Here is a 20,254-nt window from a genome sequence, read left to right on the forward strand (position 1 = left end):
GCCGAAGACCCAGAATTTGAAACTTTCTATACCAAAAACATTTTGCTGAACGAGGGTATCCGCGCTTGGATGGCTCCTCAAGACCAGCCCCACGAACAATTTATATTCCCTGAAGAAGTGTTACCTCGCGGTAATGCTCTGTAAGATTTGAAGAAATTCATCACTATCTGACTTTTCATTTCTCCTCCGCTCTTGGGCGGGGGATTTTTTATATAAATTCTTTCTTCTTCAAACCACCACTATCTTTCTAAAATTAATGTGTTATATTGATTCAAGGTAAAAGCCCAGAGTAATTACTCTGCCTTTTTGAAACTAAGTCCGCTTAGGCAACAAGGAGGTGATGCCCATGATAGAAAGTAGTAAACGCATGGGTCATCAGGTTGCAGTTAGCCGGCTGTGCGCCGGGGCTGTTCTCTAAAGTTAGCCTTAGTTATATTGAGCAACTCAGTTAGCTCAGTTAACTAGGTAAGCCTGGGAGTTCCTCCCGGCAGTCTGGTTGCAACCTGAAGACCCGCTAGACCGCTCTGACATTAGGTCAACAGACCTAATATCAGAGCGGATAGTTTTTTATAAGTAATTTTTATTGCAGCTTGTCGGAATACAGACTAGTACCGCTACGCGGAAGTCAAAAGTAAAAAAGCTTATATCAAAAGCTTTTCACAAGCTTTAAATGGTATCTTTATTTCCGCTGCGTTGTACTGGCTGATCGAAATCAAGTATTTCAAAGTGTGCTGACAAAGATATCAACTAGGACTTTTTGGTATGTCACAACTACTGACTGAAGCAGAAATTCGAGAATGTGCCAACGGTTTGTCAGGTTGGACTGTTGCAGGTAATCAGTTACAGATCAGACGTACATTTAAAGATTTTGTGACAGCAATTGAATTTGTGAACAAATTAGTCGAACCAGCAGAATTAGCTGGACATCATCCAGACATAGAAATTTCCTATAACAAAGTCAAAGTGACGCTCACCACACATGATGTAGGTGGATTAACCCAAAAAGACTTTGACTTAGCGGCTGTAATTTCTCAAATCAGTTAAAACCCTTTGTCCGGCGACATCTAGGGAAGGCAAATTGTGGAATTAGCGGTGCAGGGAAAATTGAAATACCCTAAACCTTACTCTTGTCTAGAAAAGACACAGGTTAGATTGTGACAGTTTAGCAGGCGATCGCATCAAGCTTGTCATCTGCTGCAAATGCTCTATAATAATAAGCTATAAAGGTATGTTTTTGTATAAGTTAATTACATCAATTTTTAACATTAAGTTAATCAGATGTTAGCTTTTCAAAAACTAAAATTGTAATAGTGGCACCATACCTCATTAACGAAATTCCCAAAAATATCGTATTTTTGAGAAGTAGTGCAACGAAACAATTCTCTATACAAGGTGTGAGGAGAAAAGTAAAAATGTCTAATCTCTTGTGGAAATCACTCGTGGTTAGCCCCGCAGTTTTAGGAGCAACCCTACTCGTTTCGGCAACAGCGATTGCAGCTCCTAATGCCAGCACAGAAGTTTCAACAACTGAACAACCAGTTGCAGTAGAAGTTGCACAGCCAGAAATTGTGGCTCAAGCAGCACCTACCAACAACGACAGCAAAGTTTTAGACCAAGTTAACCGTTACAGCAACGAAGGTAAAACCAACAATTCGTTGTCTCAAGTAACTTCAGTATCTCAATTCTCTGACGTACAACCCACTGACTGGGCATTCCAAGCACTACAGTCTTTGGTAGAACGTTACGGTTGTATTGCTGGTTATCCTAACGGTACTTATCGTGGTAATCGCGCTCTTACCCGTTATGAATTTGCAGCTGGTTTAAACGCTTGTTTAGACCGCGTTAACGAATTAATTGCTACAGCCACAGCAGATTTAGTAACCAAGCAAGATTTAGCAACTTTACAAAGGTTACAAGAAGAATTTTCTGCTGAATTAGCAACCTTACGTGGTCGTGTAGATGCTTTAGAAGCACGCACTGCTGAATTAGAAGCTAATCAATTTTCTACCACTACCAAACTCGTTGGTGAAGCAATTTTCGCTGTTAGCGATGTATTTGGCAGTAACAGTGGTGAACAAAACAATACTGTCTTTCAAGACAGAGTACGTCTAGGCTTACAAACCAGCTTCACTGGTAGAGACGTATTGACAACTCGTTTGACAGCTAGCAATGCAACAGCTTTTACTTTAGCTGACAACAATAATGCTGCTATTGATAGCGCAGAGCCATTGCAAACTTATAACGTTGGTGGCAGTGGTGGTAACAGCGTTGTAGTAGACAGATTGACCTACGAAGCGCCCCTGGGTCCAGTGCAAGTTTACTTAGCTGCTGCTGGCGGTAAACACAGCCACTACACTGCTGTTAACAACCCCTACTTCTTTGACAAAACTGATGGTGGTAATGGTGCATTATCCACCTTCTCCTCCGAGAACCCAATTTACCGCATCGGTGGTGGTGCAGGTATCGCCTTCAACATACCTTTTGGCCAAGGTGGCAGCATTATCAAACCAAGTTCTATTACTGTAGGTTACTTAGCCTCAGAAGCTGACAGCCCAACCTCTGGTCAAGGTTTGTTCAATGGTAACTATGCAGCTTTAGGACAATTGAACTTTGGTATTGGCGATCGCCTTGCAGTCGCTGCTACCTACGTCCACAGTTATAATGGCGCAGGTAGTGCTTTATTTGACAATGGTGAGCAAAATAACATACCCACAGGTGTAGTAGGTACTAGTTTCGCCAATACACTTCCCAACGCATCTTCATCAAATTCCTATGGTTTGTCAGCAGCATTCAGACCTAGCGACAAACTATCTATCAGTGGTTTCATTTCTTACAGTGATGTCACTGGCTTTGGTGTAGGTGATGATAGAGAAGTTTGGAGCTACGGTGGTGGTATAGCACTGCCTGACTTTGGTAAGAGAGGTAACGTTCTGGGTATTTTTGGAGGCGTTCAACCTTATTCTATTGGCCGATTCTCAGTCTCACAGGGTAATAACGATCTGCCATTCCAAGTTGAAGGCTTCTACAAATATCGCGTGTCTGACAACATTTCCATCACTCCTGGTGTAATCTGGTTGTCTTCTCCTGGCCAGAACGACAACAATGACGACGCATTCATCGGTACTCTCAGAACAACCTTCACATTCTAAGAAGAAGTTGAAAATCTTGAGATAGCTTTCAAATAGTTCACCCCGCCTCTAGGCGGGGTTTTTTGTTGGCGACTTATCAAGTTTAGGACTATGGCAGTTCTTGCCTGATACCATTTCATGAAAAAAATGTTTTTTATTCTTTCCCCTTGCCTCCTGCTCCCCTGCGGTCTATTTGTATCAAATTTAAAGTGAAACAATATGCGCCGCAAGCGGCGAGGGAAGCGTTTACGTAAGCAAATGCGGGGTGGAGTTCTGACTTTAATACAAGCAAGTAAGAACTGCTATAATCATAAGAAAAATTAATAATCCTTAATAGTCTGCACTACTAAGGATTTCTCAAAAATGAAAATACTCACAATTCAAACCGTCTCTTAAAAATCATCTAGAAACTGACTGAGACGACTAATCACAGGGTCAACATCTTCAGGAGGTGTAGTAGCGTAGGTAGTGTTAACCATTTCCATTGCTGGGACTGTTGACACTACAGGCGCTGGCGCTGGTGAAGTTGGAGGCTGATGGTGGATAATCTGCGGTCGCTCTGTCACCAAAATTGCTAGATGCGCCATTTGTTGCGTGAGTTGCACAATATGGCGTTCCATCGCCTCCAAACGATTCGATTCTTTAGCGAAAAAACGTTCCTCTAGGTCAGCCACTTGGCGTTGCAGTTCATCGATTTTCTGTTCAACCGACTCTGCGGCTATTGGTTTGGAAGCAGGTTTAACAGATTCCGGGACACATAAAAATTGCCATAGGGCTTCTTTACAGAGGTCGCTAAAAGTCTTGTCTGGTTGAGGCTCTAAATGGCTTTCTACCAGCGACAACAAGCTTTCATCTGCAACTTCTGGGTTGAACGTCACCGATTTAACTACTTTTTTTGACCATTGGAACATTGACTTTAAGACCTAGCAGCGCGAACGGCGGATAATTGCGCCTCTCCATAAATATACTGCCCCAAGGCGTTAGCTTGGCGAGATGGTGCAGCTAGATGGGCGTTGATTTGAGCATCTTTTAACAGACGTTGCACATCTTCCCAGAAGAATTCGCCGCCGCCGCCTGTGATAATCACATCAGTCACACGCTCAGGTAGCCAAGCGAGGACACGGCTGCAAATATCACGGGAAAACATCTCAATCAAGTTGGGGAGAAAATCATCCAGGTTGGCAGGCTTGCTAGAGCCTTTAGGACGATAGAAACGTTCTCCTCTAGGTTTGTTGACCGCAGAAATGAGTGCTAGAGATTGGCTGTCTGCGCCTTCAATTTCTTTCGCTACCATTTCGTAGAATTTGCTCATCCCAAAATCTTCACTCTTAGAAGCACCACGAGCAAAGCGGAAGTTATCTACCATCAACAAATCGATGGTTTGATGTCCAATATCGACAATAGCGGCTGATACTTTGGTAAAGTCAGGGCTGCCTGCACCTTTTTTGGGTTGAGCTTCACACCAAAGAAGACTACCGTAACCTTCAGGCATTACCCAAACTTTATTGATGTTGAGAGAGACACTTTCGCCTCTAAAATTCATTACGTGAGGGCCAGTCAGCTGACTGATGATCTGGGCTTTTTCTTTTTCAAACTGCTCTAAAGAGAGGAAGGGTAGACCCAGGACGATGGAAATTTCGTCTTTTAGCTTGAAGTAGCCAGCACAAGCTAAAACTTTAGCCAATGCGTCTTCTACCTTAGATTTACCAACTCCGAGGTTTGCGCCAAAATCGGCGGCGAGTTGACCGACTGCATAGCCACTGCCTTGATACTCCAGCCACAAATCCATTAAAGGATCTGTCGCACGGGCTTCAAAAATACCTCCCCGGACTTCTTCCATTGACATTTGTTTGACATTGGCGGGGATGAAAACCACATTACCGGGTTCGCGGCTGACAGAAGTCTTGGTTGATGTTCTGCCTAAGTCCACACTGAGAATAGCCTTGCCAGAACTGCCATTTGGTTTAACAGCAGGAGCAGCATTAATTGGGGTAGCGGCTGAAACCCGGTTGAGCGGGATAGCAGCAGCATTCATTGGGGTAGCGGCGGAAGGTTGGTCTGTCATGAAAGCTCCTAGTCCTTTCTTAACTGTCAAAATTTAACTTGCTCATCTTACATACAAACATGCGAGATACCAAAAATTCTAGGTTTCGTCAAGTGTAGCTAAAAATACGCCTAATGCTGATTTAGGCGATCGCAAATTCAGCATTATTTGGCATAGTGTAGGCGAATTTTTACCAGATGTAACCCCCCAACTTTAAATAAACTTTAAATCAGGGTGGTGTATTTTAGTGTCTAGTCCGTTTTTGCCTACGCTTGAGTATCCAGACCACAAATGCCAAAACCAAAGTCCCAAGCACAATTTTTGATACTGGGGCAAGGTACTTGTCCACAAGTTCATACTGGCTACCCAAAATATACCCTGAGTATGTTAACAAACCTACCCAGGCAGCACTACCCAAGGTTGTATAAAATAAAAATGGTAGCAGAGGCATATTGCTAATGCCTGCTGGTACGGAAATCAATGTACGGATTCCTGGTACAAGACGACCAATTAACACTGCTTTGCTACCTTGAGAATCAAACCAATGCTTTGCTTTGGTAATATCTTTGCTGGATATGGTTAACCACTTACCGTACTGATCCGCCCATCGTTTTAGGCGTTGTTCGCCCAAAAACTTACCAGGATAGTACCACACAAGTGCGCCAGCTACAGAACCTACAAGTCCGGCAAAAAAGACTCCAATAATATTTAATCGGTCTGGTGTTGCCCTAGCGGTAAATCCTGCCAGTGGCATAATTAATTCTGAGGGAATCGGGGGAAACAGGTTCTCTACGAACATTAACAGCGCAATTCCTACGTATCCCAAGGAATTGATTGTATTAGTAATCCATTCGAGCATTGAATATATTCCTAAAATTGCGGCACTGGTTTGTTTGCCTAATCTAGCGTTAATCTTCTTAAAACTTTACTAATGATCCGTAATCTCTGGGGAGATGATTAGCCAAATTTTAGGGGCGTAAAGATTACGCCCCTAAGTATTTTATGTATTCAATTGAACAGAACTATTAGATTGTGGACGTTAAGGATTGAACTCTCGATTCCGATTGCCAGTCTAATGGGTTGAATACTCTATCTTCTAAAGCCATTTGCTCAATTAAACTAGCTAGTCTCAGAGCTTTTAAAGCTTGCTCACCACCAACGGAAGGTTGATTACCACCGTGAACACAGTTGACAAAATGCTCTAGTTCTGCACTCAAAGGTTGAATATTGGTGGTAGAGACTTTTTCGATCAAACCATCTTGTCTGTAAAGTAACTGACGACTGTCGGTTAAATTGGTGGTTGTTTGGCGATGAACCAGAATTTCGTTCTTGAGAAAATCTGCTTCTGTGAAGGAGTTTTTGCAATGAGCAACAATGCGCCGAATTTTTTTGTGAGTGACTTTACTGGCTGTCAGCGTAGCAACAATGCCATTGGCAAATCCCAAGGTAGCTGTTACGTAATCTAAATAACCAGAATCTAAAGCACGAGTACCACTGGCTGTCAGTTTGACAACCGGAGAGGCGGCTAGTTCTAGCATTAAGTCAATGTCGTGGATCATTAAATCCAGCACGACGGAAACATCATTGGCACGATGGGAGTAAGGACTCATGCGGTGAGCTTCCAGCGCCAGCAATTCTTCGGTTTTCAGGACTTTGCTAAGTTCTTGAAATGCAGGATTGAATCGCTCGATATGACCTACTTGTAAAATGCACCCTGATTCTGCGGCTGCATTGACTAGGGATTCTGCTTCCGAAATACTAGCAGCGATCGGCTTTTCAATTAAAACGTGAATTCCTGCTAATAGGCAATTAATCCCCACGGCATAATGCAGGCGAGTCGGTACGGCGATGCAAACTGCTTCCACATGGGGTAGCAAGTCGCAATAATCTTCAAAAAAACGCACCTTGTATTTGCTGGCGGTTTCTAAGCCTCGTTCAACATTGATATCTGCCACACCGACTAGTTCAACATCTTTCATTGAACTCAAGACGCGGGCATGATGTTGTCCCATGTTACCCACCCCGACTACACCCACGCGAATCGGTCGTGGCTGATTGCGCTGTGTGTATGAATTTGATTCTGCCACTGACATGCTATTTTGCACTATTGTTCTCTCCTCAACCACCAAATTTAGAGACGCTGCGGCCGTTGGCAATTATACTGAACAGCCAGTTATGATCCGTCTAAAACCATCCAGATGGTAACATAGAGGCTCTGTTTATGAAGAATTTCAAAGTTTGCGATAGTTCCCGCAATCTGGCTGTCTTTTTTCTGTTCAGTTCTAAATCAATCAGGTTTTTGCTCTTAACACAATAGCTAATGTGTTTTTTTATTAACTTTAAACACAAAATCAATTTTTAGTGAAAATTTCTCAATCTTAGTCAGAGTATTGGATACCAGGAAATTTACCATCTTAATAACGTTGTAAATAAATAATTTTCCTGTCAGTAAAATTACAAAAATAGCTACCATCGCACTTCAAGAATAGTCCAGTTTATAAACTGGTACAGTATGGAAAAAAATCGAGTGGTTGGGCTGGCTGACAGTTTTTTTAATTATGATGTTTTGGCAATGAGAAATCTTAAAAATTGGCAGCTAAGATGAAAGCCGTAATTTTGTTGTCTGGAGGATTAGACTCTTCTACTGTACTTTATCAAGCCAAAGCAGATGGTTGTGAGTGCTACGCAATTTCTTTTGATTATCAACAGCGACATCGCCGAGAGTTAAACTCAGCCATGCTGGTGGCGCAAACTGCTGGTGTAGAAGAACACCAAGTGGTGAATTTTGACTTACGCAAGTGGGGTGGTTCAGCACTGACAGATGAAAAAATCGATGTTCCCCAAGCACGTTCCCTGGAGGAAATGTCACAAAATATTCCTATAACCTACGTACCTGCACGGAACACGATATTTTTAAGTTTTGCTTTGGGCTATGCGGAAGCGATCGCAGCTGAACGTGTGTACATTGGTGTGAATGCCTTGGATTATTCCGGCTATCCTGATTGTCGTCCCGACTACATCCAGGCAATGCAAGAAGTTTTTCGCTTGGGAACCAAGCAAGGACGAGAAGGTAATGCAACTGCGATCATTGCCCCTTTAATTCATCTCAAAAAAACCGAAATCATCCAGCTTGGTAACAAATTAGGCGTTCCTTGGCACTTAACTTGGTCTTGCTATAGCGGTGGTGATATTGCCTGTGGAGTCTGTGATTCTTGCCGCTTGCGACTGGCAGCTTTTGAAGAACTCGGATTACAAGATCCACTGGCTTATGCGGCGGGAGTGGGGAGTAGGGAGTAGGGAGTGAGTGAGGGGGTAGACAAGGTTGAGAGGTAAGGTATAAATCTTGCTTCCTTTTCTCCCTTGTCCCCCTGGTCTCCCTTATCCTCCTTGTCTCCCTTCCTCCTCCTAAAACAAGCGTTTCACCTGAATTTGATGCAGCCTTGGTCCGATAATTGAGACTATGGTGAACTGAAGATTTTCGTATAAAAAGATTTCACTTTTAGTTGGCATTTTCTGTAATTGATAAAGCACAAAACCGCCTAAAGTTTGATATTCCCTGGCTAGAGGCAAACTGAGATTTAAGACTTCGTTGAGGTCTTCGAGGTTAATTTGTGCTTGTACTAAAAATGTGTCTTGATCCACAATTTCAATTAACAAGTCTTCGTTGTTTTCTCGTTCCCCTGTATTGCCAATAATTTCACCAATCACGTCTTGAATGGTCACTAGCCCTACAGTCCCACCAAACTCATCGACGACAATGACCATAGCTGGCTTTTCTTGCTGCATCATGGGCAAGAGTTCACTCAAGGGTGTGTTTTCTGGGACAAATCGGGCGGGACGCATCCACGGTTGGAGATGGGATGTTAAAGAGAGTTTCTCTATTGCTAAGGGTTGGGCTAAATCTCGAAAGTACACAATCCCACGAATGTCATCTAAAGATTCGCCAATAATGGGGTAGCGGGAGTGACCAGTAGTGGTCATTTCCTGGAGTAAATGCTGGAAGGTTGCATCTTTAGGTAAAGCAATAATGCCATTGCGAGGAATCATTACATCTTGGGCGGTAACATCACCAAATTCAAAGACATTATTCAGCAATTGGCGTTCAGAATGTTCTAAACCTGTAGATTCTCGTTCTGTGGCAATGATCATCTGCAATTCTTCCGATGTTACAGGCGGTCTCCAACTTTGACCTGTATATTCAATGCCAAAAATGCGTAACAAACAAAGAGTTGATTGGTTGAGAATCCAGATGAAGGGACTGAAAAAACGGACGATCGCTTTAACAGAAGGGCCTAAAAATCGCGCTAATTGTTCAGAATAGAGCAAAGCTAGTGATTTTGGGCATAATTCCCCTAAGACAATTTGCAGATAAGCTACCAAAAAAAAGGCTAGGGGAATTGATAGCGAATGGGAAATAAACTTAGTGGTAGTTGCTGGTAAAGGCCAAGATTTCAGCCATGCGTTTATCAGCACCACAATTGTACTTTCGCCAATCCAGCCCAGTGCCAAACTCGAAAGGGTAATGCCTAACTGTGTTGTTGATAGCAGCCGATCAATACTGCGTTGTAGTGTTTCAACTGCGATCGCTTGTACATCGCCAGCCTTGACTAACTGATGAATCCGCGATCGCCGCACTGTTACCATCGAAAACTCTGCTGTAACAAAAAAGGCATTGATGGCAATCAGCAGTAGTACTGATAATAATCGCAACCCTACATCTGCCCAAGTTAAACCAGGAAAACCAATCACTGCCTAAACTCGTGTAAACTCTCTTAAAGTAAAAAGGTAAAAGGTAAAAGTAAAAAGAATCTTTTGCCTTTTTACTTTTTACTTTTTACTTTCCCGTCTTTACCTTGCTACAGGGATGTCAGCGACATCTAACTTGAGTTTTTGTGCAGGATAATCTGTCAAAGACAAAGAGACTTTGTTCACATCATCCAGTAAAGCTGTAGGAATAATCACTGTACCGGAAAATGTCGGCCCATTAGCAGGTAATTCTGCGGGTAAACCTTCTGTACTAGCACTCAAGGTTCTGCCTTTGTCATCGGTCACATCTAAGAAACTATACAAAAAGCGCACAGAATCCTTACCTTTGTTCTGCATTTTCACTTTCAAAAGTAAATCGCCTCCAGAGTAACGCGCCGATTGCACTGCAAAACTCACACCTTCACTTTCTGCACTCACCGGAAATCCTGGTTGGAGTTTTTCTTCAACTGCTTCCTTTGGCTTTTCTTGGGGCTTCTGTTTTTTATTGATTTCTTCGTCTTCGTCGTCTAATTTTTCTGATTGGTTAGCTTTCGCCTTACCGTCAATCCGAGATTTAACAATTTTTAATATTTCTTCTTCTTTTAATAAAGTTACTCCTGGCTGTTGGGAGTTATTTGTCTTAGCACTGGCGAATTTAGTTGTTGGGCGACCATCTGGAGTTGATACTCCTTTGAGAGCTAAACTGCCCAAATTGAACCCTAAAAACGCGCTAACAGACCCTGCGCCCAACATCAGGATTAACAAAACCAAAGTCAGTATTACAGTAGAATTTATTTTCATCGCTGACAAGCTGTTGCTGAAGAATGCTGGTCTATATTAAGAGCATTGAAGTTATGTACCTCAATCCTTAAATGAACTTCATCAATCATAGTGTGCATAATTTCATAATTAAATTATGTAGTATAAAAATCTGATAAACTGTGGTAGAAGGGTAGACAAATGGCAAACTTGAGATAAAATTAATATTCGACCAGGGTTGGCCGAGCGGTTGAGGCAGCGAACTCATAATTCGCCCAAGGCAGGTTCAACTCCTGCACCCTGGATTTTTTTTAAGTGCTGAGTGCTGAGTTGAAAGTGCTGAGTAATAAGTTCTTTTAAGTGATGACTCTAGCCGTTGTATGCCAAAGTTAATTTAACTCCATAACCCCCTTTAACCACTCAGCACTCAGCACTCAGCACTCAACACTCATTACTCAGTACTCAGCACTCTAAAAGCGGAATTCTGTACCGACTTTGAGTTTGTCACTATTTAAGCGAGGAGATGACAGTAAGGAACTATCATAAGGATTGGGTAAATCTGGTGTGCGTAGATAAGGGTCATTACCGGCTTGCTGAGTCATAACATCTCGATAGAGGGTATTCATTAACTCAGCATCACGGGCTATTTCATTTTCTGGAAAAGTATTGCGAAAACCGGAACCATTACCGAGAAAATTGTGTAACTGACGTTTGGCTGTGTTATTTTCATAAAAATTGCGATCGTGACGGAAATAGGCTCGCTCAAATGCTTCATTAGCTGTTTCATAATTAGGTGTATCTGTTTCAGCAGATGCCACAGCCGGAAAAATTAAACCAGTCGCTAAAAGTACCAAAAGACCACCAAAGGATTTAAACTTTATACCCATTCCCTTAACTCCTCAATTTTGAGCGAATCTTAACTTATGCTTAATTGCAGAACTCTGATGAGTTCAACCTTTGGTGTAGCACAACTGATTATCATTTGTAATGACGCATTCTACTGAAACCCTTACCCAGGCTAATATTTGGGCGACCACTGCTGACTTAGCCACTCTGCGCCACAAGCTACTAGACTTGTTTTGCCAACTCGCCTATCAAGAAGGTGATTTTGTGCTGGCTTCAGGACTACGTAGCACCTACTACATTAATAAAACCCAGGTAACACTCCATCCCCAAGGCGCTTTAGCCGTTGGGCGTTTACTATTTCCCTTACTACCTGCGGATACTGAAGCTGTGGCAGGTTTAACACTAGGCGCTGATCCCATTGTGACAGCAGTGAGTGTGGTTTCTGTTTATGAAAACCGACCCATACCAGCACTAATTATTCGCAAAGAAGCCAAAGGTTACGGAACGAAAGCTTATATTGAAGGGCCGACTTTGCCTGAAGGTGCAAAAATCGTCGTTTTGGAAGATGTGGTGACAACTGGTCAGTCTGCTTTAAAAGCGGTAAATCGGCTGAAAGATGCAGGATATACTGTCGAGCAAGTAATTGGACTGGTAGACCGCAAGCAAGGAGGCGCAGAACTTTACCAGTCTGTTGGTTTAAAGTTTGAAGCGTTGTTTGGAATTGAAGAAGTTCAACAACGGTATCGGGAATTAGCTAGTTAATTGACTCTAGAACGAAGTGCAGATCCCCGACTTTTTGAAAAAGTCGGGGATCTAATACCAAATTATAAATTTTAGTGGGGCGATCGCTCCAAATCATCCTCTTCTTTTTTCAGTAATTCCCACATCAGGAAGGCAAACTCCATCACAATTCCTGAACCTGGGATGAACAAGTCAGCAATTAGGGGAATCAGAAAAAATGCGATCGCCATCAGCTTCTTAGCTTTCATTTACTTTGCCTCAAACGCTGAAGCAACAGTAAATTTGGGGTAGTGCGAGGAAGCAAAAGCGGCTGTCTGTGGGCGGTGATGCGTGAATATGCTGAGATTTGAGTTTGTGGATGCTAGATTAGGCTTGGGGAATCCCGAAACTTTGTCGCAAATTTGGGCAAGAATAACCTATGGCGCGTGTTAGCTATGGTGATGAAGTCGCAGCGCGGGTAAGGAAACTTTTAGAAAGATTTTTGGCTTATGCCAATAACGAGTTAGAAGACGGTGAACTTTATAAAATTGCCCTGAATTGGGAAACGCCGCAGCAAGTAATAGTGAGGACACAGCTAAGAGTGCTGGCGGAACTCGGCGGTTTAACTAAAGAAGAAGTCAGGGAAGCATTAAAACGACTCGAAGATTTTCTAGGTATTCTCGAAGATTTGCGCGTACAAAAGCGAGGCTCAGAAGAGTGGTATTTCCGGCTGAAACTTTGGCATGATAAAAGCGACAAACACGCGAATTTGCAGAAATTTGATGCAGAATGGCAAAGCCGAAGAGAAGAATTACCAGGCGTGCAGCGTGAGAAGGCTAAAAAAACTCAATCCTCACCTACCCGTTACGAAAATCTTCCCTTCAGTGGGGTGGTGGAATTTGTCGGACGAGAAAGGGAATTGCAAAACCTCCATCGTTTGTTGCGGGATAATCAACAGGTAGCTATTGCTGCTATTGCGGGGATGGGTGGAGTCGGGAAAACAGAATTAGCTTTGCAATATGCCAATTCGCACCGCGTCACCTACCAAGGCGGAATTTGCTGGTTGTCTGCATTGCAGGATGTAGGAGTGCAACTGGTGGATTTTGCTCGTAATAAGCTGCTATTGAATATCCCAGATGATTTAGATTTAGCTGCGAGAGTCCAATACTGTCTGACAAAATGGTATGAGGGTGAGGTTTTACTGATAATTGATAACGTCACTAACTATCGGGATGAAGTTAGGTGTTATTTAGATTCTGTTCCTGCGCGGTTTAAGCAGTTAATTACCACGCGGGAGAGATTACAACCGCCGATAGTGCGTTTAGATTTAGATGTGCTGACACCACTGGCAGCGATGCAGTTATTAAAATCCATAATTGGTAGAGAACGACTGCGGCGTGAACCGTTAATAGCGAGAAAGCTTTGTAAGTGGTTGGGATATTTGCCACTGGGTTTAGAATTAGTCGGGCGTTATTTGTTGGGTGATGAGGAGTTATCCCTAACAGAAATGCTGCAAGACTTGGAAAATGAGCGTTTGAAGAATCCGGCTTTAGATGAAGCTCAACCGGAAATGACGGCTGAATTGGGTGTTGCAGCTGCGTTTGAGTTGAGTTGGAAACGGTTGCGAGAAAAGGGTCAAATCCTAGCTCAACATTTAGGCTGCGTTTTGAGTTTATTTGCCTTAGCTCCGATTCCTTGGGAGTTGGTGGATGGGATAACAATAAATGATGAAGCTCAAAATTGGAAACAAGCTAGACGTGATTTATTGCAGTTACATTTACTTCAGTTCAAAGGTGAGGGAACTTATCAACTGCATCCCCTGTTGCGAGAGTTTTTTAAAGATAAGCTTGAAGGTTTAGAGCAGAAAGAGGAATTTAAGCGATCGTTTTGCGGTGTAATGGTAGAGGTTGCGAAAGATATTCCTCAAGAACCTACACTTCAGCAAATTAAAGATATCTCTCCCGCAATACCTCACTTAGCAGAAGTAGCAAACAATCTCATTGAGTATGCCAATGATGAAGACTCATTTTGTCCATTTGATGGTATTGCCTTATTTTACAGAGGTCAGGGACTATATGATAAAGCAGAACCTTGGTTTGAGCAGTGTCGAGAAATCACTAAAGAACGTTTAGGAGAAGAAAGTGAATATTTTGCTGCTAGTCTCAGCAATCTAGGGAGTCTCTACTTCTTGCAAGGAAAATACAGCAAAGCCGAACTTACATTACTGCAAAGTTTGGAACTAACGAGACGCTTATTAGGAGATGAACATCCTAATGTTGCCGCTAATCTCGGCAATCTAGGGAGTTGCTACTCATTCCAAGGAAAATACAGCAAAGCTGAACTTCCATTACTGCAAGGTTTGGAACTAACGAGACGCTTATTGGGAGATGAACATCCTAATGTTGCTACTGCTGTCTACAATCTGGGGAATCTTTACTTATTTCAAGGCAAATATAGCAAAGCCGAAACTTTCTACTCACAAGCTTTAGAACTCAGGCTATCTTTGTTAGGAGAAGATCATCCTGATGTTGCTACTAGCCTTGCTTCTTTGGGAAATATCTACAGTTTCCAAGGAAAATACAGTGAAGCCGAACACCTGTTACTAAAGGCTTTAGAACTAAAACGAAGCTTGTTACGAGATGATCATCCTGATATTGCAACTAGTCTCCACGACTTGGGAAATCTTTACACATCGCAAGGAAAATACGTTGAAGCCGAACACCTGTTACTACAGGCTTTAGAAATAAAACGGCACTTACCTGGAGAAAAACATCCTAATGTTGCACTTAGTCTCAAGGACTTGGGAAATCTCTATCGTGTTCAAGGAAGATACAGTGAAGCTGAACCCCTGTTACTACAGGCTTTAGAACTAACGCGAGGCTTGCTAGGAGAGGAAAATCCTGATGTTGCACTTAGCCTCAACAATTTGGCATTACTATACGATTCTCAAGGAAGGTACAGCGAAGCTGAATCCACCTACATAAAAGCTTTAGAACTATGCCTGCGTGTTCTAGGAGAAGAACATTTTTATGTTGCTCAAAGCTTAAACAACCTAGGGGAACTCTACGGTTCTCAAGGAAGATACAGCGAAGCTGAATCCTTTTTAATACAAACTTTAAAGCTAAAGAAACGCTTATTGGGAGATGAACATCCAGAAATTGCACTTAGCCTTCATAATCTGGCAAATCTCTACTTTTTACAAGGAAAATATAGCGAAGCTGAACCACTATATCTACAAGCTTTGGAACTAAGGCGACGCTTCTTTGGAGAAGAACATCCTGATTTTGCAATTAGCCTCATCGGTCTGGCAACTTCTTACTACGCGCAAGGCCAATACACAATAGCTGAACCACTATTAATACAAGCTTTAGCATTAACGCGATATCTCTTTGGAGAAGAACATCCTGATTTTGTGACCAGTCTCAATAATCTGGCAAATCTCTACAGTTCTCAAGGAAGGTACCGCGAAGCTGAATCTCTAATTTTGCAAGCTTTGGCAATAGGACAACGCTTACACAGAGAAGAACATCCTGATTTTGCCATTAACCTTGCCAATCTGGCAGGAGTCTACATTTCCCAACGAAGATATAGCGAAGCAAAACCTCTATTTCTGAGAGCGTTGAATATTTTCGAGCGACATTTGGGACTAAATCACCCTTACACTATGACTATTCGTAACAATTTAGCCAGTTTGCGCGATCGCCTCAACTCACAACAGTAAAATTCAAGTTCCCAACTTCATCAATCAAGCTTTTATCTCCAAGTTTCGTGTTCCGAACTCGAAATTCCATGTTCTGAACTCGGAGTTTTATGTTCTGAAGTGGAAGTTTCATGTTCCGAAGTCGGAGTTTTGTGTTCTGAAGTCAAAGTTTCGTGTTTTCAAGTGCAATGATGGTGTTGTGAGGGCGATCGCTCTACTTATTTACTCGAAGTTTCGTGTTCGTAGGTACAATGATGGTGTTCTGAGGGCGATCGCTTTACCTTTTTACTCGAAGTTTTGTGTTCTGAAGGCGATCACTTGGCAAAAAAGCATTACTCAAAAACATCAAACCCCTTCTCATTTTGCAATTTTCTGTCAAAAGTTGCTGTAATACTACAACCAAAATGTTGAGCGATCGCACCAATTAAATAATCAGAAAAATCAGCCTTTCCTTGTTGAAATCGCTGCAATGCTTGATAAACTACAGAGAGATTTTCAAACTCAAACGTCGAACATTGCAACATCAAATTTATAGCATTGCTAATTTCTTCTCTACTAAATTGATAAGGCTTTCCTCGTAAAACCCAAACCAATTCGCAAAGAACTATATTCGCTACAAAACATTGCTCTCCACTTTCGATAATTTCAGTGGCCTGTTGCCATTGCCTTTCATCATCCTTTGTTAAATAGCGCACTAAAATATTTGTATCAACTGCAATCACTAGCACCTTCTTGAATTGCTGTTTCCATTTCTTCTAAAGTTACACTTTTGGTTCCCGGACGATGTAAAATTCCAGATAAAGTTTGCACAGGAACATTGAGTGGAATTAACTTGACTGTACCATTTTCATCAATAACAAAATCAACTTTACTGCCTGCATCAAGATTAAGATAATCCCTAATTTCTTTAGGAATAGTTACTTGTCCTGTAGTGGTGATGATAGTGCTAACCATTACACACGTTCCTCATATAGACTTTTTCTTGGCATTATGATAACAAATATCAGCGATCGCTCTACTTTTTTACTCGAAGTTTCCTGTTCGCAAGTACAATGATGATGTTGTGAGGGCGATCGCTCCACCTTTTTACTCGAAGTTTCGTGTTCGGAAGGCGATCGCTCTACTTTTTTACTCGAAGTTTTGTGTTCGCAGGTGCAATGATGGTGTTGTGAAGGCGATCGCCTGACCTTTTGACTCGAAGTTTCGTGTTCGGAAGGCGATGTCTCGTGTTCAAAGTGTAAAATGAGCGGCGATCGCTTACAAGTTTCATTGTGCAGATTAAAATTAGCTGGCTTCAACAGTGGCGATCGCATTCTCTGTTATATTTTCCTGTCTGGGTCTGCTTGGGGCAATATCGATTTATCTTCATCTAAGGTTGGTACAGGTACACCTAACATTCGCCTTGCAGATTCTTCTGCTAATTGCCGGTCTTGCTCGTTATCAAACTGGCTTTCATCTAATAAATATTTGTGTCTGATGGCTTCATCTCGATTTGGGCGAGATCCATTTTTCCATCTGTAATTAAATGTCATAAATTCCAATGCACTACAATTGTGCTTGAGTTTTACTGTATTGATCCTATCTAGTTAATTGAGGGTTGTAATCTACCACAAGTTGAAATAAATTCCCATTTTTCTTGTTAAGAATGTTCACAATTGTCATTTCAGCTTAATTCTTCTAGTAGAGGATAGAGCTAATGATAAATGCCTATACTGCAATTACCAAGCAATGAATTAATCAGCCCGTAGTTTCACAGCAGCTATGGGCTGTTTCTTCAGTTTTTACCTATCTTGATTTCGGCATATACCAAAAGAAATGGCAACAATCCAACTACTACTTCAGGCTATGAATAATTAATGCTGATGATAGATTGGCTGCACATATCGAACTTGTTAATCTGTAATTGTCAGAAAAAACATTAACTAAAAACAACAAACACATGAACATTCTTGCTTGGATTATCTTAGGCTTAATCGCTGGTGCTATTGCTAAAGCTATCTACCCTGGTCATCAAGGCGGCGGCATTCTGGGAACAATTTTGTTAGGTATTATCGGTGCATTTGTCGGTGGTAGCTTAGGAGTATTCTTCAGTACGGGAAATTTTGCTCTAGCAGCTCCTACTCTTAGCATCCCTGGTATTTTAGTGGCAGTTTTAGGAGCAATTGTCGCTGTCTTCTTGTGGAACTTGTTAACTCGTCGCAGTGCTGTTTAATTTAATTGACTGTAATTTATATTAAGCATCAGGGAGCTTTTGTTATTATTTTATCCCTGAATTTATTTGAAAAATAATAGCGTTAGTTTACTTAGAACTAACGCTATTATAGTTTGTATTAGTAAATCAATAAACCCCGCAGACTGGAAGTCTAAGGCTATACAAACAAAGCCTGCACTTCGACAAGCTCAGTGACCACCTTCGCAGGCTAATTATATGCTTACGGTTTTGACAAAACAGAATTTTGCGGATTTTGGCAGTGAGTGTTGATCCAAAGGTTTATGATACGAGTAGGTAGCTTAAAATACTGAGTTAACCAAGCGATCGCCTAGCATTTTAAAACCTACCATTTCCTTGAATAATATGCTTGACGGTAGTCAAGGTTTCCAAGCTAATAAATCCGCGACGGTGGCCTTTTTGGTTAGACATTCCTAAGAATACTGAGTCTCCCCGTGAAGGGTTGCGTGAGAATCGAGGGGAAGTGTTGATGTAGGTAGAGGCGCTATTCACACCTAGGGCAAACTGTCGGCTTTCTTGATAAGATTCAGTCACAATACAGTCAGCATGACCGCTACTGTATTGATTAATCCAAGCGATCGCACCTTCTAAGCTATCCACTAGTTTAAAAGCAACAGTCTTAGTTAAGTAAGGATTGCCCCATTCGGTTTCCTTGGCTAGTTGCAATTGGGGAAAAGCTTCGACTAACTCTGCATCACCTTTGATTTCAAAGCCTTTTTCTTTCAAACTATTCCACAGCACAGACAGCGATGATGGCATAGCTTGGCGATGAATTAAGACTTTTTCGATCGCATTTACCGGGTCTGGTTCGCTTTGATGGCTATCGAGAATCATCCAGCGTACCATCTCTAAGCTGCCATTGAGTGACCAGTACAGGTAACAGTTGCCCATTGCGGATTTTAACACTGGGCAGGTTGCTTGTCGCATTACCTGTTGCGCCAAGCTGGAACGTCCGTAGGGAATGACTAAATTGAGATACTGGTCTTGGGTAACTAAATCCCGTACAGAAGCACCATGTTCGGCGGTGACTAGTTCTATGCAACCAGGTGGTAGTCCCACTTCTTCCACAGCATTTTGCAGTACCTCGGCGATCGCAGCGTTAGAATGACTGGCTTCTGTACTACCTTTAAGAATGATACTATTGCCAGTTTTAATACACAAACCTGCGGCGATCGCACCTAAATCGGGAAATGCCTCATAAACAAAAGCAATCACTCCTAAAGCCATCAATTGCGAGTAACTTTGAGAGTCTTCTGGTTGATAGTCAGCATTCCTCACCCGCCGCAGGGGATCTGATAGTTCACCCAAGCGCCGCAGTATTTCGACGGTGGTTTCTAGTCGTTTGGGGGTGAGTTTCAGCCAATCTAAAATCAACTCTGGTACAGCCATTTCTTTACTAGCTTCTAAATCCAGAGTATTGGCTTCTAAAATATCATCAAAAGACGTTTCTAGAGCCTGCGCCATTGCCAACACAGCTCGACTGCGGTCTACTCCCTTGGTCAAACCCAACTTCAAGGAAGCCTGAAAAGCGCGTTTGGCGCTTTTCATTGGTTCAGGGTAATCTTGTATAACTTCAACGGTCATTGGGTTAACGTCGGTAGGTAAGCCAGACCATGAGTGCTGGCAGAATAGCTAATATCACTGCCACTATTGCCCAAGCAACAATGCTGGAACCTTTGGCTAGTTTCAATGCTAATGGTAGCCAAATAATCACTAGCACAAAAATAATGCCCAGGGCGATTGGTAGATAGCTTTCTCCCAAGCGGGGATGAACAACATGCCAGGCATTTCCCGTCCAGCGCCAAGACCGCTTGTAGGGATAAGTGGTCGAAAGTTGTTCAAGGATATGCCCATTATCTTGGACAACAAAGATTTGTTGACAGCGATCGCAGCCAAATGCTTCTGTAAGGGTAATCGGAACTAACCGTCCCCGACGGCGGCAGGGACAGGGATATTCCTGGTTAAAGTCAATTTTTTCGGGTTTTTGATGATGCACAAGCGTTCTACTAACTTGAGCGTGTTTTTCATAAGTTGGAGATTTCCTTTCCCGGCTGAATGCCTTGGGAATTGGCGAATCTCAC

20 protein-coding genes, 1 tRNA gene and 1 pseudogene are annotated in these 20,254 nt (G+C 42.3%); 8 read left to right on the forward strand and 14 right to left on the reverse strand.

The annotated features are described in order from the left end of the window. From H6G74_RS23195 to H6G74_RS23205, 3 genes and pseudogenes are all read left to right on the forward strand, one after another. Positions 1-144 (forward strand): annotated as a pseudogene (locus H6G74_RS23195) (photosystem II D2 protein (photosystem q(a) protein)); the annotation flags it as partial. A 618-nt stretch (positions 145-762) separates the two neighbouring features. Further along, positions 763-1,044 carry a 4a-hydroxytetrahydrobiopterin dehydratase gene (locus H6G74_RS23200; RefSeq protein WP_190969902.1) on the forward strand — a complete coding sequence of 94 codons (282 nt, stop codon included), beginning with the start codon at positions 763-765 and terminating at the stop codon, positions 1,042-1,044. A gap of 368 nt (positions 1,045-1,412) precedes the next feature. After that, positions 1,413-3,149, forward strand: coding sequence for an iron uptake porin (locus tag H6G74_RS23205; protein WP_190969903.1), 1,737 nt, complete (start codon positions 1,413-1,415; stop codon positions 3,147-3,149). Between the two features lie 371 nt (positions 3,150-3,520). Here the strand turns inward: H6G74_RS23205 and H6G74_RS23210 are convergent, their stop codons facing one another. From H6G74_RS23210 to H6G74_RS23225, 4 genes are all read right to left on the reverse strand, one after another. Further along, a complete protein-coding gene (locus H6G74_RS23210; RefSeq protein ID WP_190969904.1) occupies positions 3,521-4,039 on the reverse strand; it encodes a plasmid segregation centromere-binding protein ParR in 519 nt (172 codons plus the stop codon). Positions 4,040-4,044: 5 nt separating this feature from the next. After that, positions 4,045-5,193 carry a ParM/StbA family protein gene (locus tag H6G74_RS23215; RefSeq protein WP_190969905.1) on the reverse strand — a complete coding sequence of 383 codons (1,149 nt, stop codon included), beginning with the start codon at positions 5,191-5,193 and terminating at the stop codon, positions 4,045-4,047. A 223-nt stretch (positions 5,194-5,416) separates the two neighbouring features. Further along, complete coding sequence (locus tag H6G74_RS23220) at positions 5,417-6,031, reverse strand: DedA family protein (RefSeq protein ID WP_190969906.1); 615 nt, start codon at positions 6,029-6,031, stop codon at positions 5,417-5,419. A gap of 166 nt (positions 6,032-6,197) precedes the next feature. Then, complete coding sequence (locus tag H6G74_RS23225) at positions 6,198-7,277, reverse strand: Gfo/Idh/MocA family protein (RefSeq protein WP_190969907.1); 1,080 nt, start codon at positions 7,275-7,277, stop codon at positions 6,198-6,200. A 496-nt stretch (positions 7,278-7,773) separates the two neighbouring features. Between H6G74_RS23225 and queC the strand changes: the two genes are divergently transcribed. Continuing rightward, positions 7,774-8,469 carry a 7-cyano-7-deazaguanine synthase QueC gene (queC, locus tag H6G74_RS23230; protein WP_190969908.1) on the forward strand — a complete coding sequence of 232 codons (696 nt, stop codon included), beginning with the start codon at positions 7,774-7,776 and terminating at the stop codon, positions 8,467-8,469. A gap of 108 nt (positions 8,470-8,577) precedes the next feature. Here queC and H6G74_RS23235 read toward each other — a convergent pair whose 3' ends face one another. Continuing rightward, positions 8,578-9,921, reverse strand: a complete 1,344-nt coding sequence (locus tag H6G74_RS23235; RefSeq protein ID WP_190969909.1) for a hemolysin family protein — start codon at positions 9,919-9,921, stop codon at positions 8,578-8,580. 99 nt (positions 9,922-10,020) lie between these two features. Further along, a complete protein-coding gene (locus tag H6G74_RS23240) occupies positions 10,021-10,719 on the reverse strand; it encodes a hypothetical protein (protein ID WP_190969910.1) in 699 nt (232 codons plus the stop codon). Positions 10,720-10,909: 190 nt separating this feature from the next. Between H6G74_RS23240 and H6G74_RS23245 the strand changes: the two genes are divergently transcribed. Next, positions 10,910-10,982, forward strand: a tRNA-Ile gene (locus tag H6G74_RS23245). Between the two features lie 165 nt (positions 10,983-11,147). Here the strand turns inward: H6G74_RS23245 and H6G74_RS23250 are convergent. After that, the gene (locus tag H6G74_RS23250) at positions 11,148-11,564 is read right to left on the reverse strand and encodes a hypothetical protein (RefSeq protein ID WP_190969911.1); all 417 of its coding nucleotides are present in this window, start codon (positions 11,562-11,564) and stop codon (positions 11,148-11,150) included. Positions 11,565-11,664: 100 nt separating this feature from the next. On the opposite strand from H6G74_RS23250, the gene pyrE reads away from it, so the two are divergent. Then, positions 11,665-12,285 carry an orotate phosphoribosyltransferase gene (gene pyrE, locus H6G74_RS23255; RefSeq protein ID WP_190969912.1) on the forward strand — a complete coding sequence of 207 codons (621 nt, stop codon included), beginning with the start codon at positions 11,665-11,667 and terminating at the stop codon, positions 12,283-12,285. A 71-nt stretch (positions 12,286-12,356) separates the two neighbouring features. Here pyrE and H6G74_RS23260 read toward each other — a convergent pair whose 3' ends face one another. Next, complete coding sequence (locus H6G74_RS23260; RefSeq protein WP_190969913.1) at positions 12,357-12,512, reverse strand: hypothetical protein; 156 nt, start codon at positions 12,510-12,512, stop codon at positions 12,357-12,359. A 170-nt stretch (positions 12,513-12,682) separates the two neighbouring features. Here H6G74_RS23260 and H6G74_RS23265 point away from each other — a divergent pair, with 170 nt between their 5' ends. Then, on the forward strand, positions 12,683-15,964 hold the full coding sequence (locus tag H6G74_RS23265; RefSeq protein WP_190969914.1) for a tetratricopeptide repeat protein: 3,282 nt from the start codon (positions 12,683-12,685) through the stop codon (positions 15,962-15,964). A gap of 311 nt (positions 15,965-16,275) precedes the next feature. Here H6G74_RS23265 and H6G74_RS23270 read toward each other — a convergent pair whose 3' ends face one another. From H6G74_RS23270 to H6G74_RS23285, 4 genes are read right to left on the reverse strand one after another with little or no spacing between them, the layout of a single operon-like run. After that, complete coding sequence (locus tag H6G74_RS23270; RefSeq protein ID WP_190969950.1) at positions 16,276-16,665, reverse strand: PIN domain-containing protein; 390 nt, start codon at positions 16,663-16,665, stop codon at positions 16,276-16,278. Further along, the gene (locus H6G74_RS23275) at positions 16,652-16,897 is read right to left on the reverse strand and encodes an AbrB/MazE/SpoVT family DNA-binding domain-containing protein (RefSeq protein ID WP_190969915.1); all 246 of its coding nucleotides are present in this window, start codon (positions 16,895-16,897) and stop codon (positions 16,652-16,654) included. Before H6G74_RS23275 ends, H6G74_RS23270 begins: the two co-directional genes overlap by 14 nt. Further along, the gene (locus tag H6G74_RS23280; RefSeq protein WP_190969916.1) at positions 16,897-17,256 is read right to left on the reverse strand and encodes a hypothetical protein; all 360 of its coding nucleotides are present in this window, start codon (positions 17,254-17,256) and stop codon (positions 16,897-16,899) included. Before H6G74_RS23280 ends, H6G74_RS23275 begins: the two co-directional genes overlap by 1 nt. A gap of 6 nt (positions 17,257-17,262) precedes the next feature. Continuing rightward, complete coding sequence (locus H6G74_RS23285; RefSeq protein WP_190969917.1) at positions 17,263-17,475, reverse strand: bromodomain-containing protein; 213 nt, start codon at positions 17,473-17,475, stop codon at positions 17,263-17,265. 407 nt (positions 17,476-17,882) lie between these two features. On the opposite strand from H6G74_RS23285, the gene H6G74_RS23290 reads away from it, so the two are divergent. Beyond that, positions 17,883-18,155 (forward strand): GlsB/YeaQ/YmgE family stress response membrane protein, encoded by a 273-nt coding sequence (locus H6G74_RS23290; RefSeq protein ID WP_062289220.1) that lies wholly within the window; start codon positions 17,883-17,885, stop codon positions 18,153-18,155. Positions 18,156-18,491: 336 nt separating this feature from the next. Here the strand turns inward: H6G74_RS23290 and H6G74_RS23295 are convergent, their stop codons facing one another. Together H6G74_RS23295 and H6G74_RS23300 are read right to left on the reverse strand one after the other, a co-directional pair. Further along, complete coding sequence (locus tag H6G74_RS23295) at positions 18,492-19,757, reverse strand: glutamate-5-semialdehyde dehydrogenase (protein WP_190969918.1); 1,266 nt, start codon at positions 19,755-19,757, stop codon at positions 18,492-18,494. Positions 19,758-19,761: 4 nt separating this feature from the next. Next, the gene (locus H6G74_RS23300; protein WP_190589919.1) at positions 19,762-20,169 is read right to left on the reverse strand and encodes a hypothetical protein; all 408 of its coding nucleotides are present in this window, start codon (positions 20,167-20,169) and stop codon (positions 19,762-19,764) included. Between the last annotated feature and the right edge of the window lie 85 nt (positions 20,170-20,254).

The organism is Nostoc spongiaeforme FACHB-130 (assembly GCF_014698475.1).
In the GTDB taxonomy this organism is placed as follows: domain Bacteria; phylum Cyanobacteriota; class Cyanobacteriia; order Cyanobacteriales; family Nostocaceae; genus Nostoc_B; species Nostoc_B spongiaeforme.

What these genes read in the sequence shown, in the direction of transcription:
- H6G74_RS23200 (WP_190969902.1), top strand. Translation starts at nt 763, where the DNA reads ATGTCACAACTACTGACTGAAGCAGAAATTCGAGAATGTGCCAACGGT.
- H6G74_RS23205 (WP_190969903.1), top strand. Translation starts at nt 1,413, where the DNA reads ATGTCTAATCTCTTGTGGAAATCACTCGTGGTTAGCCCCGCAGTTTTA.
- H6G74_RS23210 (WP_190969904.1), bottom strand. Translation starts at nt 4,039, where the DNA reads ATGTTCCAATGGTCAAAAAAAGTAGTTAAATCGGTGACGTTCAACCCA.
- H6G74_RS23215 (WP_190969905.1), bottom strand. Translation starts at nt 5,193, where the DNA reads ATGACAGACCAACCTTCCGCCGCTACCCCAATGAATGCTGCTGCTATC.
- H6G74_RS23220 (WP_190969906.1), bottom strand. Translation starts at nt 6,031, where the DNA reads ATGCTCGAATGGATTACTAATACAATCAATTCCTTGGGATACGTAGGA.
- queC (WP_190969908.1), top strand. Translation starts at nt 7,774, where the DNA reads ATGAAAGCCGTAATTTTGTTGTCTGGAGGATTAGACTCTTCTACTGTA.
- H6G74_RS23240 (WP_190969910.1), bottom strand. Translation starts at nt 10,719, where the DNA reads ATGAAAATAAATTCTACTGTAATACTGACTTTGGTTTTGTTAATCCTG.
- H6G74_RS23250 (WP_190969911.1), bottom strand. Translation starts at nt 11,564, where the DNA reads ATGGGTATAAAGTTTAAATCCTTTGGTGGTCTTTTGGTACTTTTAGCG.
- pyrE (WP_190969912.1), top strand. Translation starts at nt 11,665, where the DNA reads ATGACGCATTCTACTGAAACCCTTACCCAGGCTAATATTTGGGCGACC.
- H6G74_RS23260 (WP_190969913.1), bottom strand. Translation starts at nt 12,512, where the DNA reads ATGAAAGCTAAGAAGCTGATGGCGATCGCATTTTTTCTGATTCCCCTA.
- H6G74_RS23265 (WP_190969914.1), top strand. Translation starts at nt 12,683, where the DNA reads ATGGCGCGTGTTAGCTATGGTGATGAAGTCGCAGCGCGGGTAAGGAAA.
- H6G74_RS23275 (WP_190969915.1), bottom strand. Translation starts at nt 16,897, where the DNA reads ATGGTTAGCACTATCATCACCACTACAGGACAAGTAACTATTCCTAAA.
- H6G74_RS23280 (WP_190969916.1), bottom strand. Translation starts at nt 17,256, where the DNA reads ATGCGATCGCCACTGTTGAAGCCAGCTAATTTTAATCTGCACAATGAA.
- H6G74_RS23285 (WP_190969917.1), bottom strand. Translation starts at nt 17,475, where the DNA reads ATGACATTTAATTACAGATGGAAAAATGGATCTCGCCCAAATCGAGAT.
- H6G74_RS23290 (WP_062289220.1), top strand. Translation starts at nt 17,883, where the DNA reads ATGAACATTCTTGCTTGGATTATCTTAGGCTTAATCGCTGGTGCTATT.
- H6G74_RS23295 (WP_190969918.1), bottom strand. Translation starts at nt 19,757, where the DNA reads ATGACCGTTGAAGTTATACAAGATTACCCTGAACCAATGAAAAGCGCC.